This is a genomic window from Flavobacterium chungbukense, assembly GCF_020805785.1.
GTDB lineage: Bacteria > Bacteroidota > Bacteroidia > Flavobacteriales > Flavobacteriaceae > Flavobacterium > Flavobacterium chungbukense.
Window position 1 is genome coordinate 656,351 of the sequence record NZ_JAJGZV010000002.1, and the last position, 16,206, is coordinate 672,556.

The following is a 16,206-nucleotide window of genomic DNA, read 5'->3' on the forward strand; positions in this document are numbered from 1 at the left end:
ATGAATTCACATAAATTACTAAACCTGATTGGTAATACTCCGTTGATGGAAACGGTCAATTTGGTTCAAAATAAAAATGTAAAACTTTTGCTTAAACTGGAAGGAAATAATCCTGGAGGAAGTGTAAAAGATCGAGCTGCATATAATATGATTGCTGCCGCTTTGGAAAGAGGCGAAATTAAAAAAGGTGATAAATTAATTGAAGCAACCAGCGGAAATACTGGAATTGCTTTAGCTATGATTGCTCAATTATTTGGTATAGAAATCGAATTGGTTCTGCCGGAAGATTCAACAAAAGAAAGAACACAAACCATGCGTGCTTATGGTGCAACCGTTATTTTAACTCCTGCAAGCGAAGGGATTATTGGTTCTAGAGATTATGCAGATAAAAAAGTAGCTAAAGGCGGTTATTTGATGCTGAATCAATTTGCAAACGATGATAACTGGAAAGCACATTATAAAACAACAGGTCCAGAAATTTGGAATGATACTGATGGAACTGTGACACATTTTGTTTCTGCAATGGGAACAACGGGAACTATTATTGGGACTTCTACCTACTTAAAAGAGAAAAACCCAAACATTCAAATTGTTGGCGCACAGCCTAGCGATGGATCTCAGATTCCTGGAATTCGTAAATGGCCAGAGGAATATCTTCCTAAAATCTTCGATGCTTCTAAAGTAGATACTGTTGTTGATGTTAGCGAAGAAGAAGCTCGAGAAATGACAAAAAGATTAGCACTTGAAGAAGGCGTTTTTGCAGGAATGAGTAGCGGAGGTTCTGTTGCAGTAGCCCTAAAAATTGCCGAAAAATTAGAATCTGGAGTTATAGTTGCCGTTATCTGCGATAGAGGCGATCGCTATTTGTCTTCGGATTTATTTGATTAAGAAGAGACTAAGTTGCTAAGGTTCTAAGATGCTAAGATTTGGATAACTAAAAACTTTGTATCTCAGAATCTTAGCAACTTTAGAAAAGAAAGAAAAAAAACTTAGGACCTTAGCATCTCAGAACCTTAGAACCTTAAAAAAATGAACTACAGAAAACTAGGAAAAACAAACTTTAATATATCTGAAATCTCGCTTGGCACATGGCAAGTTGGAGGAAAATGGGGTTCGGGTTTTGATGATAAAACTGCTGACGAACTTTTGAATACTGCTATTGACAATGGCGTTAATTTTATTGATACTGCCGATGTTTATGAAAATGGATTAAGTGAAACTGCCGTTGGAAGAGTCGTTCGCTCTCGTTCTGAACGAATTTTTGTCGCTACAAAGTGCGGACGTCAAATTAATCCGCATGTAAATGAAGGATATTCTCCAAAAGTGCTTCAAAAATTTGTTGAAGACAGCTTAAAAAGAACTGGTTTAGAAACTTTAGATTTGATTCAATTACATTGTCCGCCTACTGAAGTATATTATCGTCCTGAGATATTTGAAATGTTTGACCGACTAAAAGAGCAAGGAAAAATACTTAATCTTGGCGTAAGCGTCGAAAAAGTCGAAGAGGCTTTAAAAGCAATTGAATATGATAATGTAACTACGGTTCAGATTATTTTCAACTTGTTTCGTCAACGTCCTTCAGAATTATTTTTTGAACAAGCTAGAAAAAAAGATATCGGAATTATTGCAAGAGTTCCTCTAGCAAGTGGACTTCTAACGGGGACTTTTAACAAGAATACAACTTTTGAACCTCAAGATCACCGTAATTTTAATCGTAACGGAGAAGCGTTTGATAAAGGCGAAACTTTCTCTGGAATTGATTATGATTTAGGATTAAAAGCCGTTGAAGCTTTAAAAACAGTATTTCCAGAATCACAAAACCTTGCACCGATTGCATTACAGTGGATTTTGAGTTTTAATGAAATCAGCTGTATTATTCCAGGCGCATCAAAAGTAAATCATGTTTTATCGAATTTATCTGTTTACGATAGTCCGAAATTAACCACTGAAAAAATCTCTGAGATGAATAAGATTTATAACGATCTTATAAAACCTGCTGTTCATCAGCTTTGGTAATTTCTTAAAAAGAATAAAATTCTGAGATATTGTAATGCTAAGTTTTTTAGCTCCAGTATCTCAGTTTTTTTAAAAGTTCACGCAACCATTTGTCAATCAACGCATCTAATAATAAAACTAACTTTAAAATCACTAACCATGAAAAAACTAAGTTTTATTTTACTAGCAACGTTATTTTTTGCTGCTTGTACAAATGATGAATCTACTGCGCAAGAGCAGGATGCTGCAAAATTAGAAAAAATGCATCAGGAGATTATTGCGCTTTCATTAGCTACCACACAATCCTGTACCGATTCGAAAGATTGGGATTTTACGCCGCTTGGCACTAAAGCCTGTGGAGGTGTGGCACTTTACATTCCATACTCAAAAAAAATAAACAAAGAAGAGTTTCTTGCAAAAGTAAAAGCTTATACCGAAGCACAAACTGCTTATGACATAAAATGGAAAATAATGTCAACCTGTGATATTGTAATACCTCCAACCGGTGTAGAATGTGTTGATGGAAAACCTAAATTAAGTTACAGCTCAGCATTGTACTAAAAACAGAGAAAATTAGATATCAAACTCGATTCTAAATTCGGCACCTCGGTTTTTACCATCGCTCGATGCTGTCAATCGGCCTTTATTTCTCTCGATTATCTTTTTACATAGATATAATCCAATTCCTGCAGAACCTTCATTTGCAGTTCCGAGACGGCTCATTTTGGTAAATTTCTTAAATAATTCCTCTATTTGATGTTTATCAAATCCAATTCCGCTGTCTTTTACAGTCAAAATCAGCTTTGAATCTTCTGCATAAATTCGGACTTTAATTTCACTATCAAAATAAGAAAACTTAACAGCATTGCTAATTAAATTTACTAAAACCTGAATCAAAAGCCCTTCGTCTATTTTAAGTTTAGCTTCAACACATTCTAAAACTAAATTCAGTTTTATTTTTTTATCGAATAAACGCTGTTCTACTTGTTCATTAATAAAAGGTAGAATATTAGGAAATAAAATAGTTTTAGTTTCTGGATTTATCTTCACGATTTCATCTTGTTCTTTTAAAAGTTTAATGAAATTTTCAATGTATCTAAACTGAAGATTGGTCGATTCGCAGATTAACTCTGCCAGATTTTTAATAGATTGTGTTGGTTCTTCGCTTATGATTAATTTCGCCAATCCTTGAGGATTTCCAGCAAAGTTCTTCAAATCATGCGAAAGCATATAAATTAAATCCTGCTTTTCATTAATAAAACCTTCCGCCTCATAAATAGATTCTTGAATATTACACATTAATAACCCAGCTTCGTCTGTATATTCTGTCGGCAACACCGCTAATTTTCTTGAATTTCTATAATCGTCTAAAGCTTTTGAAGCCGTTGCAATTGGTTTTATCAATCGTTTTAATACCAAAAGAGTTAATGCCGTTGCAATCAACGTCATTATCAAAGAAAATATAAGAATAGAAGTTGGTGAGATATTATGCTGGAAATAAAGTACAAAAAACAAAATTCCGATTAAGGGAATATGAATACCAATAAATGCAACAAATAGAAATTTAAAAGCATAGCTTCTTTTAAGAAAGCTTATTTGAGAGAGTGTATGATACAACTTCATAAAGCAACAATAATAGTAGGTTAAAACTGTAATTCTTTGGGTTTATTACACAAACAAAATTAACTTTTAAACTGAACTAAACTAATTTTTTAAAGAATTTCTAAAAAATTTTATAAATAAAATTTGTAAAAGTTTTCAAAGGCTTATTTTTGCGCTATGGGAAGAAAAAATACAGACAAAATTGTCTTTCATCAAATTCAAGTTCTTGACGCTGGTGCAAAAGGAGTTTCAGTAGCCAAAGCGCCTGACGGAAAAGTAATCTTTATTCCGAATGTGGTACCTGGAGATGTTGTGGACGTACAGACATTTAAAAAAAGAAAGGCTTACTACGAAGGTAAGGCCGTAAAATTTCATGAATTATCTGACTACAGAGTAGAACCAATCTGTGAACATTTTGGCGTTTGCGGAGGCTGTAAGTGGCAAAATATGAAGTATGGCCAACAGCTTGCTTTTAAACAAAATGAAGTTAAAAATCATTTACAAAGAATAGGAAAAATTGAACTTCCGGAATTTGAAGATATTTTAGGTTCTGAGAAACAGTTTTTTTATAGAAATAAAATGGAATTTTCTTTTTCAAACAGCCGTTGGCTTACCGAAAAAGAAATTGGAAGCACTGAAGATTTAGGAAACAGAAATGCATTAGGTTTTCATATTCCGAAAATGTGGGATAAAATTCTTGATATTAACAAATGTCATTTACAAGAAGATCCTTCAAATGCAATTCGTAACGAAATTAGAGCATTTGCAAATGAACATAATCTAGCTTTTTTCAATCCAAGAGAGCATTCTGGCTTATTGAGAACCGTAATGATCCGTACAGTTTCAACTGGCGAAATTATGGTCTTAATTCAGTTTTTCGAAGAAGACAAAGCAAATAGAGAATTAATTTTAAATCATTTATACGAGAAATTCCCTCAAATTACTTCATTGCAATATGTGGTAAACGGAAAACCAAACGATACAATTTACGATCAAGACGTTATTCTTTATAAAGGAAGAAATTACATCTTAGAAGAAATGGAAGGTTTAAAATTTAGTATCAATGCTAAATCTTTCTACCAAACCAATTCTGATCAAGCTTACGAATTGTATAAAATCACAAGAGAATTTGCTGGTCTGACTGGAAATGAAACGGTTTATGATTTGTATACTGGAACAGGTACAATTGCTCAGTTCGTTTCAAAAAAAGCAAAAAAAGTAATCGGAGTAGAAAGTGTTCCTGAGGCAATTATTGATGCCAAAGCAAACGCAGAACGCAATAATATTACTAATTGTGAGTTTTTTGTTGGAGATATGAAAGTAGTATTTAATGAAGCTTTTATTGCTCAGCACGGAAAACCTGATGTTATTATAACTGATCCTCCACGCGATGGAATGCATAAAGATGTTGTGGAACAAATTTTGAAAATTGCTCCAAAAAAAGTAGTTTATGTAAGTTGTAACTCTGCAACTCAGGCACGTGATTTGGCTTTAATGGATGAGAAATACAAAGTAACACGTGTTAGACCTGTAGATATGTTTCCGCAGACACATCATGTTGAAAATGTTGTACTTTTAGAACTTCGATAGAAAAATATAGATGAAAAAACTAGTCTCTCTTTTATTGCTTTTTACTTTTGGCTTATCAAGCTGCGAGAAAGATGATATCTGTGATTCCAACACACCAACTACACCAAGACTGGTTATCACATTTTATGATAATGCCGATCCTACTGTATTGAGAAAAATAAGTAATTTGACTGCTATTGGTGAAGGTAAAGACGCAGAAACTGGTCTTACCTTTTCTGCTGTGAGCAAAATAGAATTACCATTAAAAGTTAATGATACAATCACAACTTATAAATTAATTTATAACGCTGCCAGTACCATTCCTGCTGATAGAAATACAGATGTTTTGACTATTAATTATACTACTCAAAATGTATATGTATCAAGAGCCTGTGGTTTTAAAACTATCTTTACTGTAAGTTCAATCACTCGTACAGATCCAGACGGAGACACCGTTTGGATGTCTAAAGTACAATTAATTAACCCTAACATTGACTCTGAAAATGAAACACACGTTGAAGTTTATTTCTAGTATTTGTTTATTGTTTTCGGTATTTTTAGGGCATGCTCAGGACGTACCAGAGATTTCAAAAGATAAAGAAATAAAAACGAAAAAACCGCAAACTGAAGCTGTAAAAACAGAAATTCAGGATGTAAAAAAAGACAGCGTTGTAAAAACAGATCGCTATGGACTTCGTGTAGGTGTCGATTTATACAAACTGACTCGCGGACTTTATGATAAAGATTATAAAGGAATCGAATTTGTTGGAGACTGGAGATTAACAAAAAAATACTATTTAGCAGCTGAGTTAGGTTATGAAGATAAAACAACAGATGACGACAGATTAAACTCTTCTGCTTCTGGAACTTATATTAAAGGTGGATTTGATTATAATTTCTATCAAAACTGGCTGGACATGGAAAATCTAATCACGATTGGAATGCGTGGTGGTTTTAGTACTTTCAATCAGGAATTGCATAGTTATAAAATCTACAATCCGAATCCGTATTGGGGAGAACTTCCTGCAATCGCTACAGATCAAAAATTCAGCGGTCTGACTGCTGGCTGGATAGAAGTGGGTTTAGGGTTGAAGGCGCAAGTTGTACAAAACGTATTTGTTGGTTTTGGAGTACAGCTTAAACTTCTCGTAATGAATAAAGAGCCTGGTAATTTTGAAAACCTATACATTCCAGGCTTCAACAGAACGTATGATGGAAGTTTTGGAGTAGGATTCAATTATACTGTTTCTTATTTTATCCCTATCTACAAAAAGAAAACAATGGCTTCTGAAGTGGTAAAAGAAGTACCTAAGAAGAAAAAACCATAGAAATTTGAGGTTCTAAGATTCTAAGATACTAAGGTTTAAAAAAAGGCAGATTCATATTTTGAATTTGCCTTTTTTTATGATAATTGAAAATTAACTGCTGCTGTTGTATGAATCAAAGTGGTATCAAAAATAGGAACATTTAAATCTCCTTCTTTTATAACCAACGGAATTTCGGTACATCCTAAAATGATTCCTTCTGCACCGTCTTTAATTAATTCTTTTGCAATTTCTATGTAACGTTTTTTTGTTTCATCAGTTGCAAGACCACGTCCTAGCTCTTCAAAAATGGTATAATGAATAAAATCTTTGTCAGCTTCATTATTTGGAATTACAGTTTCAATTCCTTTTTCAGTTAGCTTATCTTTAAAGAAATCCAATTCCATTGTGAATTTTGTTCCCAGCAAACCTACTTTTTTAATTTGCTTTTTCTGAATTTCGGCAGCTGTTTCTTCTGCGATATGTATTAGAGGCAATCCAATAGCACTTTGGAGTTTATCTGCTATTAAATGCATCGTGTTGGCACATAAGACAATCGCTTCTGCTCCACCCGATTTCAAAACTTCTGCAGCTTTTAAAAGCATCTCAAAAGTAGTATCCCAATCGTTATTATCGTTGTTCCTTTTTATATCGGCATAATTAAAAGAATAAATCAGGCATTCTGAGAAATTTAAACCTCCTCGTTTTTCATTAACTCCCTTATTAATCAAAGTATAATAATCGGATGTAGAAACCCAGCTGATCCCTCCGATAAGTCCAATTTTCTTCATAATCTAATCTTATCCAATTTCTTTGATTCCTTTAATGAAAAGCCATTTCATAAAAAGCTTTTCACCGTCTTTAGTTCGAACGGCTTGAAATTTAGGACCAACAATCGTTCCCACAATAAAAGCGGTCATCGGAATCCAGAATCCTGTTAATCCAGTATAAGCGTCAATTAAATATCGGAATGCAATAAAAAGAATTCCAAAAGCTGCTAATTGATATAAAAAAGCTCGTAGCTGTAGTTTTGACATGTTTTTTTTGAGGTGCTAAGGTTCTGAGGTGCTAAGATTCTAAGTTTTACCTTAAAACTTAAACAACAGAAAATTAATTATTTAACTTGTGTTTTATTTATTTTTCAGCGAGCTAAAACCCTTGGTATCTTAGAATCTTAGAACCTTAGAATCTTAGTCCCTTTTGTACCTATTCTGAAACCTGAAATTTCGTTCTCTTGCTTCCTTCGTACATTTCGTATTTTACCAAACGAGCTTCTAAACTTCCGTTAAAAAGTTTAATTTTTCTCGAAGGTTTTAATCCAACGAATTTTAGAGCTTCTAAATTTGCTGTAATAAACCACGCGTTAGTTCCTGGATAACTTTTCTTTAAAGTATCTCCAATATTAGCGTAAAATCTTTCCATCTGAATATCTAAACGTTCATCATAAGGCGGATTAAAAACGATATGAAGCTTTCCTTCCACTCCTTTTTCAGTATCAAAGAAATTATCCTCGCTAATAGAGATATAATCTTCTAAATTGGCATTTCTTATATTGTCTTTTGCTTTGCTTACAGCACTTGGTGCCTTATCAAACCCTTTAATAGAATAATGAAACTCTCTTGTTTTTTTCATTAAACTTTCAATAATAGTATCAAATAAGTCATTATCCCAATCTTTCCATTTTTCAAAAGCAAATTCTTTTCTGTTGATATTTGCTGGAATATTGCAGGCAATCATAGCTGCTTCTGCCAAGAAAGTTCCAGAACCGCACATTGGATCTAGAAAATGACTTTGTCCATCCCAACCAGAAAGCAAAAGAATTCCCGCTGCTAAAACCTCATTAATAGGAGCAATATTTGTCGCTGTTCTATAACCACGTTGATGAAGAGAAGCTCCAGAAGTATCCAAAGCAACAGAAACCTGGTCTTTATCAATATGAATATTAATACGTAAATCAGGATATTGTTTATCAATACTAGGGCGCTGGCCAGTTCTTTCTCTAAACTGATCTACAATTGCATCTTTACATTTTTGAGAAACAAATTCAGAATGGTTAAAAAAACTAGAATGAACAGTCGAATCGATCACAAAAGTCTGATTTGCATTTAAAAATTTAGACCAATTCACACCCGAAATTCCTTTATAAAGCGCCTGTTCATTATTTGCTCTAAAAGAGTAAATAGGCTTTAAGACTTTAAGTGCTGTACGCAAAGACAAATTGGCTTTATACATAAAACCTTTGTCTCCTTTAAAGCTTACCATTCTTACACCTCTTTCAACATCTTGAGCTCCAAGTGCACGCAACTCTTTTTCTAATATTTCTTCAAAGCCAAAAAAACATTTGGCAATCATTTTAAAATTTTCTTCCATTTCTTTTCAATTAAAAAAAGCCAATCGCTATTACCTATAACAGCGAAATAGTTATTTTTCGGCAAAAATACACTAAATTTGCCGGACTTTGAATTAATTGAAATAGAATAAATGTCTGAAAAGCATAACGCATCAAACCAAAATCAGGAAGGCGACGATCAAAATTGGTATTCTTCGTGGTTCGATACTCCGTATTATCACATTCTTTATAAGGATCGAAATTATCGTGAAGCCCAAATTTTCATGGACAATTTAACGCATTATCTTAATTTGCCTGAAAAAGCAAAAGTATTGGATTTAGCATGCGGAAAAGGGCGTCATTCTATCTATCTAAATCAATTAGGATACAATGTATTAGGTGCAGATTTATCTGAAAACAGTATTCTCGAAGCCAGCAAAAACGGTAACGAGACACTTCATTTCAAAGTGCACGATATGCGCGAACCTTTTGAAGAAAAATTCGATGCTATTTTTAATCTTTTTACCAGTTTTGGTTATTTCGAAAATGATGATGATAACCTCACAACGTTAAAAGCAATCAAAGAAAGTCTTTCAGAATACGGATTCGCCGTAATTGATTTCATGAACGTTGGAAACGTAATTGAAAACCTTGTTCCTGAAGAAGTAAAAACTGTTGAAAATATTGATTTTCACATCAAAAGATATGTGGAAGACGGACATATTTTTAAAGAAATTGATTTTGAAGACCAAGGCAGAAAATATCATTTTACAGAAAAAGTAAAAGCATTAACTTTGAATGACTTTCAGGATATGATGGATGAAGCTGGAATTTTTCTACTGGATATTTTCGGAGATTACAAGCTTAAAAAATTCCACAAAACCGAAAGCGAAAGATTAATCATGATTTTTAAATAGATTGGTATGTGTAATCGTTAATTTGTTTAACCGTTTAATCGAATAAACAAATCAGCGGTTATTCGATTAAACAATTAAACGATTCAACTAAATTAAATGAATTATCTACTACCCTTATTTTCTGTACTTTTAGGATATGGCGTGGCTTTGTTTATTAAACCAAAAAACAAAACCAATTTAAAATTACTGCTGGCATTCAGCGGTTCTTTTCTATTGTCTTTAACCGTAATGCATCTTCTTCCTGAAGTTTATGAATCTCACAATCAAAATATTGGCATTTTTATTATGATCGGAATTTTATTCCAAATCGTGTTGGAGTTTTTCTCAAAAGGAGCAGAACACGGACACGTTCACGGTCATGCTAAAATGTCTCAGATTCCGTGGCTATTATTTATTAGTTTATGCATTCATGCTTTTTTAGAAGGATTTCCAGTAAGTCATCATCAAGGTCTTGCTATCGGAATTGCCATTCATCATTTGCCGATTGCCGTAATCTTAACGACATTTTTCATCAATGCCGATTTAAATAAAAAAGCCATTTTTGCCTTCATGCTGACCTTTGCCATCATGACGCCTTTAGGAACTGTAGCTTCAGAATTTTTGCCGATTTTAAACGATTATTACACCGAAATAACAGCAATTGTAATTGGTATTTTATTCCACATTTCATCAACCATAATTTTTGAAAGCAGCGAAGGACACAAATTCAACATCGCCAAAGTTTCTATGATTGTTCTCGGAATTTTATTGGCTTTCATTTTGTAATAAATTAATTAGAAAATGTGTCAATTAGATAATCAGATAATTTTCTGATTGACACATTTTCTAATTATCTAATTTAATTCCCTGTTCTCTTCTTCTCGTCCTGATTTCCAAAATCGCGTTCCTTCACATTAATCTTTTTGTTTCCAAAATTATAAACCACAGACAATCTAACAAATCTATTGCTTTCATTCTGACTGTAAACTTGTTTGACACCATTTACAACAGAAGTAAAATCTTTTAAATAAGAAGTATTAAAAATATCATTCGCCAAAAAAGCAATCTGCATCGTTTTATTAAACAAATCCTGTTTAAAACCAATATCAAAACTTGATGCATAACCTATTTCATACAAACCACTTTTAAAAGGCGAGCTGTAACTAAAATCAATTTGCAGTTTAGTTGTTTTGCCTAATATAAATGTATTATTTGTCGAAAAATCTACTTGTAAACTATTTGATGGCGTTGCATTGATATTTTTAATAAATTCTGTTTTTGCTCCCAAAATGTATAATGAATTTTCACTTGACCACCATTCTGCAAAACTTGCTGAATAACTTTCTCCAATACCATAATTTAAATTTTTAAAATAATTTTCGCGCGTTACAATCTGTGTATTCGTTTCAGGGTTTGATGTAAACAAAACGCCATAACCATTTGTAACAACATTCACAAAAACGCTCGTTCTCAGGATTTCTTTATACGAATGTGCAAACTCAAAATTATCACTAAATGAAGGTATTAAAAACGGATTTCCTTCTGAATAACTATTGCTATTGATGTAAATTCTAAACGGATTCAATAAATCAAAACGAGGCCTGTTGATTCTTTTTCCATAATTTAAACTAAAACTATTGTTTTCGTTTTTCTTGTAAGAAGCATAAAATGTTGGAAATAATTTTAGATAATCATTTACCGTTTCCTGATTTAAAGTCTCAGAAAAACCGTTTGTTTGTGTATTTTCTAACCTTAAACCCATTTGAAAGTTCCATTTTTCATTCCATTTTTTATCCGCATTTATATAAATGGCCTGATTATTTTCGGTGTATTTAAATCGGTTTGATTGATTTGGATCTAATTCTGGATTTCCCGAAATTGTGTTGTAATACAAAACATCGCTAATACTGTTAGTAAAACTTATTTTTGCACCATAAGATAAGTTTAATGCTTGAAGCGGATGTTCCATATCTGCCTTAAAACTCGAATTATCAATATCCTGATTCGATACATTTCTCCCCGACTGATTTACATCAATAAAATTCATGTCTGGCGTGTAGTTATTGGCAACAAAACTTCGATCGAATTTTGAACTGTAATTAAAATAATCCACATCAAAAGATAATTTTCTTTTTAAAGAATCTAATTTGGTAATCAAATGCGCATTATATGTTTGATTACGTGAACCTTTGTCTGTAAAACTATTATTTAGCGTTACATTCTCCAATTGATTTTGAGTATTATAATTATCGATTCTAATATCCGATTTAAAATCAGGATTATTTCTGTCGTTTAAATACTGAAAACCAATGGTTGTTCGTTCAGAAAGATCATAATCCAAAGCCAATTTTCCTGAAAGATTTTCATTTTTTACTTTTGTTGAACTGCTCATTTTAGAAAGTCCGTCTGGAAAATACATTTCCAAAACTTCATCGGCATTTTTGTAACCTGTTTTTCCATTAACACTTGCAGAAAATCTAAACTTGTTTTTGTTGTAAAAAAAATTGTTTCTCAAAGTCGAAATTCCAAATTTATTCTGTTCATATGAAAATGTTGTCGAATTTTTCCAAGAATCACGAACTCCTTTTTTCATGATAATATTGATTAATCCGCCAAAACCATCAGCTTCATATTTTGCTGGCGGATTACTAATAATTTCAATATTTTTAATATCTGCAGCCGAAATAGATTTCAAAAAGTTATTCAATTCCTCGCCAGCCAATTCAATCATTCTTCCGTCAATCATAACTCGAGAAGTTCCTTTTCCTAAAATCGTAATTGCATCATTTTTTACAACAACTCCTGGCGCCGTATTTATGGCGCTTAAAGCATCGCTTCCAGTAGTTGTAACATTGTTTTCGAGATTATAAATAAGACGATCCGTTTTCTGTTCTATTGTTTTCTTTTTAGATTGAACAACCACTTCGCCTAAATTGGTTGCGCTTTCTTTTAAAATGATAATTCCTAAATCAGTATCTTTTTCTATTGTAAATTCTTTTTCATAATCTGTAAATCCTAAAAGACCGATTTCTATTTTATAAGTTCCCTTTTTAAGATTAATTTCAAAAGTACCGTCTTGTTTAGAAGTTATTCCATCCATAATTTTTCCTTCCAAATTTAAGATTGAAACATCTGCCCATTGCAATGGCGATTTTTCATTTGTTATTTTCCCTTTTAATTGAAAGGATTGTGCTAAACAAAATAAAGGCAATAATAAAAAGATAAGGAGGTTTGCTTTTTTCATGATTTCTAATTTTAAACTTGTTTCGATTATTTGAAGCAAAGTTGCCTTAGAAATTTTCCAGATTCGACCGACAAAAAAAAGTCGAACCATTTTCTACTAATGAAATTGGTTCGACTTTTTTTGATACGAAGTACGACTTTTTACAAACCGTTTATTTTCAACTATTTCTATAAGCTGTCGGCGTTAAATTTGTATGTTTTTTGAAAGAAGTATTAAAGGATGATTTTGAATTAAAACCTACTTCGTACAATATTTCTAGAACGGTTAATTGTTTTTTCGATTCATCTTTTAAGAGATTCATGGCTTTTTGAATGCGGTATTCATTCACAAAATCAAAAAAATGCTGATTCATATGATGATTAATCAAAATGGATAATTCTCGAACCGGAATATTAATCTGATTGCTAAGTTCCTGAATTGTTAAAGAGGGATCCAGAAAAGGTTCTTTTTCGATCATGTACTGCTTCAAATTCAAAATTTGAATCTTGATCAAATCATTCTGTTCATCTACAGACTCTGATTTTTCTTCAACCTCAGGAAGAATCTCCTTCGTTAATTTTAATTTAGAATTTACTCCTCTAAAAAGTTCCGGATGATTAAGTGCCTTCATTATAAACCAACACGTTATAAACAAAGCGATACTTCCGACAAGTACATTTGCCCAAAGAAATATCTCTCTAAAGCCACTATAGCGCAATATATTTTTTAAGACAACAACAGAATGCGCAATAAGGAAAACACAAGTTATTTGAAAAAGCCATTTATAAGTCGAAGTACTCGGGTCAGCATAATTTTCCAGATAAATTTCTCTGTACTTTCGTAAAATTAAAAAGACACTTATAATATAGAAAGCATATTGAAATTCAATCATAATCTGGATAAAATAAATCTCAGGCTTTAGATTTAATGTCTTTAAAAATTCTTCTAAACTCAAGTCAAAACTCAGATAAATTCTAGGAATGAAAACCAAATTAACTACTATAAAAGGAATTAAATGTACCAGATGTTTCCATTTCAATTTAAAATCAGAATAACAGACAGCCAAAACAAAAAGATAAAATAAAGGCATGCCTAATAAACAGGCTGTAGATCTAAAAATCTCTAAATTAAGCTCTACTCTATTGGTTGCATCAATAAAAAAACCGCTCAAATCAATAGCCGAAAAAATAAAAAACCACGCAAATAATCGGTTAGCCAGTTTATTTTCGGTTTTTACCGTCAATAAAAAAAATGCAAGTAATAACGAAACAAAAACTGAAATTCGACCAATTCCCTGCAATAAATCTAATTTATCCATCTATCTTTTAAAATTTTAACAAATATAATACTTTACTTCTTTTAATAAAGATGTAAGAAAGGATTCGCAACAGGACAAACAAAACTTTAAATCTTTGTGACTTTGTATACTAAATTTCGAAGTTGAAATAAAAAATGTTAATTTTGACCAGTCTAAATAACGATAAAATGACATTTACGAAAACTACTGAACAAACATCAAAATATGAACATTTAGAAAAAATGTCTGTTCATGAATTGTTATCCAATATAAATCAAGAAGACAAAACCGTTCCCTATGCGGTAGAAAAAGCTTTACCACAAATAGAAGCTTTAATTCCGCAGATAGTCGAAAAACTAAAATTAGGAGGCAGATTGTTTTATATTGGCGCTGGAACTTCTGGACGTCTTGGTGTTGTTGATGCTTCGGAATGTCCGCCAACCTTTGGTGTTCCTTTCGATTTAGTAAATGGTATTATTGCAGGCGGAGACACCGCTATAAGACGCGCAGTAGAAAATGCAGAAGATAATCCAACACAAGCCTGGATTGATCTTCAGAATTTTAATATTTCTTCGAATGATGTTGTAATCGGAATTGCTGCTTCTGGTACTACTCCTTATGTGATTGGTGGTTTAGAAACCTGTAATAAGAACAATATTATTACGGGCTGTATTACTTGTAATGCGGGAAGTCCGTTGGCACTGACAGCGCAATTTCCAATTGAAGTTGTGGTAGGACCAGAATTCATTACAGGAAGTTCGAGAATGAAAGCCGGAACAGCGCAGAAATTGGTTTTAAATATGATTTCGACTGCCGCAATGATTCAGCTTGGAAAAGTTAGAGGAAACAAAATGGTCGACATGCAATTGAGCAACATCAAACTAGTAGATCGTGGCGTGAAAATGATTATGGGAGAAATTCCTGTTTCCTATGAAGTGGCTTCAGAATTATTGAAAAAATATGGCAGCGTTAGAAATGCTGTTGACAATTATAATAAGTAAAGGGTTCTTTGTGGTATTTTAACCGCTAAGCTCGCAAAGGTTTACTCAAGGTTCGCAAGGTTTTTTCTTAAAGCTTTGCGAACTTTTCGCTTTATTTAAAGTTTCTAATGTAAAAAAACTTTGCGTACTTTGCGTTTAAATACAAATCAAGTAACTTGAAACAAAGAAACATGGCAACAAATAAAGAATTACTAACAAAAGGAGTTAAATATCTAACCGGCGCTCTGCCACTGATGTTTCTTGGGCCATCAATGATTTATAATGCTTTTATGAATCAGCATACAAATTGGCATTATCTTGTTTTAGGAATAGGAATTGTAGCTTGTTTGTCTGCTATGTTTTTAATCTTTTTAGGATTGAAAATCATCATGAAAGGTATATTTAATGATTAAAATCCATTTTAATTCTACAACGCTATGGAAGATATAATTCACATTCAGAAAACATTTGAAAAAGTTGTTTACATCAACAAAAAAATAAATAATCGAGAGTTTGAAGATTGTGTTTTTAAAAACTGTGATTTTTCTAGCAGTAATTTTGGTTCAAATTCTTTTTTAGATTGCGAATTTATTGACTGCAATTTATCTATGACAAGTCTAGCGGGAACAAGTTTAAAAAATGTCACTTTTAGAAACTGTAAACTTCTCGGAATCGCTTTTAACGAATGTGACGATTTCCTGTTTCAAGTTCAGTTTGAAGAATGTGTTTTAGATTACGCTTTGTTTTCAAACAAAAAAATGCCTAAAACTAAATTCATCAATTCTTCGGTCCGCGAAGTAACTTTTATCGGAACGAATTTAACCAATTCTGTTTTTGACAATTGCAATCTAGATGGCGCAATTTTTAACGAAACGCAATTGGCGGGAGTCAACTTTAAAACGGCTTATAATTACAAAATTGATCCAGAATTTAATCCGATGAAAAAAGCACAATTTTCTAATGATGGAATTGTTGGACTTTTAGATAAATATGACATTAAAATTGTTTAAG

At 32.4% G+C, this 16,206-nt stretch carries 17 protein-coding genes; 11 read left to right on the forward strand and 6 right to left on the reverse strand.

Annotated features, from left to right (window positions below; all coding sequences use genetic code 11):
- From cysM to LL966_RS08160, 3 genes are all read left to right on the forward strand, one after another.
- Complete coding sequence (gene cysM, locus LL966_RS08150; RefSeq protein WP_229352303.1) at nucleotides 1-888, forward strand: cysteine synthase CysM; 888 nt, start codon at nucleotides 1-3, stop codon at nucleotides 886-888.
- A 141-nt stretch (nucleotides 889-1,029) separates the two neighbouring features.
- Nucleotides 1,030-2,016, forward strand: coding sequence for an aldo/keto reductase (locus LL966_RS08155; RefSeq protein ID WP_229352304.1), 987 nt, complete (start codon nucleotides 1,030-1,032; stop codon nucleotides 2,014-2,016).
- 138 nt (nucleotides 2,017-2,154) lie between these two features.
- Complete coding sequence (locus LL966_RS08160; protein ID WP_229352306.1) at nucleotides 2,155-2,556, forward strand: hypothetical protein; 402 nt, start codon at nucleotides 2,155-2,157, stop codon at nucleotides 2,554-2,556.
- Nucleotides 2,557-2,568: 12 nt separating this feature from the next.
- On the opposite strand, the gene LL966_RS08165 is transcribed toward LL966_RS08160, so the two are convergent.
- Entirely contained in the window at nucleotides 2,569-3,618 is a 1,050-nt protein-coding gene (locus tag LL966_RS08165; protein WP_229352307.1) for a sensor histidine kinase, read from the reverse strand.
- 156 nt (nucleotides 3,619-3,774) lie between these two features.
- Here LL966_RS08165 and rlmD point away from each other — a divergent pair, with 156 nt between their 5' ends.
- Genes rlmD through LL966_RS08180 form a run of 3 tightly spaced genes read left to right on the forward strand, consistent with a single transcriptional unit; the run spans nucleotide 3,775 to nucleotide 6,494 of the window.
- Nucleotides 3,775-5,187 carry a 23S rRNA (uracil(1939)-C(5))-methyltransferase RlmD gene (rlmD, locus tag LL966_RS08170; RefSeq protein ID WP_229352308.1) on the forward strand — a complete coding sequence of 471 codons (1,413 nt, stop codon included), beginning with the start codon at nucleotides 3,775-3,777 and terminating at the stop codon, nucleotides 5,185-5,187.
- A gap of 10 nt (nucleotides 5,188-5,197) precedes the next feature.
- Nucleotides 5,198-5,698: a DUF6452 family protein gene (locus tag LL966_RS08175; protein WP_229352309.1), complete on the forward strand. Its 501-nt coding sequence runs from the start codon at nucleotides 5,198-5,200 to the stop codon at nucleotides 5,696-5,698.
- Nucleotides 5,670-6,494: a DUF6048 family protein gene (locus LL966_RS08180; RefSeq protein WP_229352310.1), complete on the forward strand. Its 825-nt coding sequence runs from the start codon at nucleotides 5,670-5,672 to the stop codon at nucleotides 6,492-6,494. The genes LL966_RS08175 and LL966_RS08180 overlap by 29 nt, the downstream gene beginning before the upstream one ends.
- Before the next feature lie 74 nt (nucleotides 6,495-6,568).
- On the opposite strand, the gene LL966_RS08185 is transcribed toward LL966_RS08180, so the two are convergent.
- The 3 genes from LL966_RS08185 to LL966_RS08195 form a co-directional block, all read right to left on the reverse strand.
- Nucleotides 6,569-7,261, reverse strand: a complete 693-nt coding sequence (locus LL966_RS08185) for an aspartate/glutamate racemase family protein (RefSeq protein ID WP_229352311.1) — start codon at nucleotides 7,259-7,261, stop codon at nucleotides 6,569-6,571.
- A 9-nt stretch (nucleotides 7,262-7,270) separates the two neighbouring features.
- Nucleotides 7,271-7,507 carry a hypothetical protein gene (locus LL966_RS08190; RefSeq protein ID WP_229352314.1) on the reverse strand — a complete coding sequence of 79 codons (237 nt, stop codon included), beginning with the start codon at nucleotides 7,505-7,507 and terminating at the stop codon, nucleotides 7,271-7,273.
- Nucleotides 7,508-7,676: 169 nt separating this feature from the next.
- Nucleotides 7,677-8,840: a THUMP domain-containing class I SAM-dependent RNA methyltransferase gene (locus LL966_RS08195; protein WP_229352316.1), complete on the reverse strand. Its 1,164-nt coding sequence runs from the start codon at nucleotides 8,838-8,840 to the stop codon at nucleotides 7,677-7,679.
- 111 nt (nucleotides 8,841-8,951) lie between these two features.
- On the opposite strand from LL966_RS08195, the gene LL966_RS08200 reads away from it, so the two are divergent.
- Nucleotides 8,952-9,716, forward strand: coding sequence for a class I SAM-dependent methyltransferase (locus LL966_RS08200; protein WP_229352318.1), 765 nt, complete (start codon nucleotides 8,952-8,954; stop codon nucleotides 9,714-9,716).
- Between the two features lie 96 nt (nucleotides 9,717-9,812).
- Nucleotides 9,813-10,481, forward strand: coding sequence for a ZIP family metal transporter (locus LL966_RS08205; RefSeq protein WP_229352319.1), 669 nt, complete (start codon nucleotides 9,813-9,815; stop codon nucleotides 10,479-10,481).
- Between the two features lie 73 nt (nucleotides 10,482-10,554).
- Here the strand turns inward: LL966_RS08205 and LL966_RS08210 are convergent, their stop codons facing one another.
- Both LL966_RS08210 and LL966_RS08215 read right to left on the reverse strand, forming a co-directional pair.
- Entirely contained in the window at nucleotides 10,555-12,939 is a 2,385-nt protein-coding gene (locus LL966_RS08210) for a TonB-dependent receptor domain-containing protein (protein WP_229352324.1), read from the reverse strand.
- A 157-nt stretch (nucleotides 12,940-13,096) separates the two neighbouring features.
- On the reverse strand, nucleotides 13,097-14,236 hold the full coding sequence (locus LL966_RS08215; RefSeq protein ID WP_229352328.1) for a helix-turn-helix domain-containing protein: 1,140 nt from the start codon (nucleotides 14,234-14,236) through the stop codon (nucleotides 13,097-13,099).
- Nucleotides 14,237-14,403: 167 nt separating this feature from the next.
- Here LL966_RS08215 and murQ point away from each other — a divergent pair, with 167 nt between their 5' ends.
- The 3 genes from murQ (at nucleotide 14,404) to LL966_RS08230 (ending at nucleotide 16,205) form a co-directional block, all read left to right on the forward strand.
- Nucleotides 14,404-15,216 (forward strand): N-acetylmuramic acid 6-phosphate etherase, encoded by an 813-nt coding sequence (murQ, locus tag LL966_RS08220; RefSeq protein WP_229352330.1) that lies wholly within the window; start codon nucleotides 14,404-14,406, stop codon nucleotides 15,214-15,216.
- A 170-nt stretch (nucleotides 15,217-15,386) separates the two neighbouring features.
- Nucleotides 15,387-15,608, forward strand: a complete 222-nt coding sequence (locus LL966_RS08225; RefSeq protein ID WP_229352332.1) for a DUF6095 family protein — start codon at nucleotides 15,387-15,389, stop codon at nucleotides 15,606-15,608.
- Between the two features lie 24 nt (nucleotides 15,609-15,632).
- Nucleotides 15,633-16,205, forward strand: coding sequence for a pentapeptide repeat-containing protein (locus LL966_RS08230; protein WP_229352337.1), 573 nt, complete (start codon nucleotides 15,633-15,635; stop codon nucleotides 16,203-16,205).
- Nucleotide 16,206 lies beyond the last annotated feature (1 nt).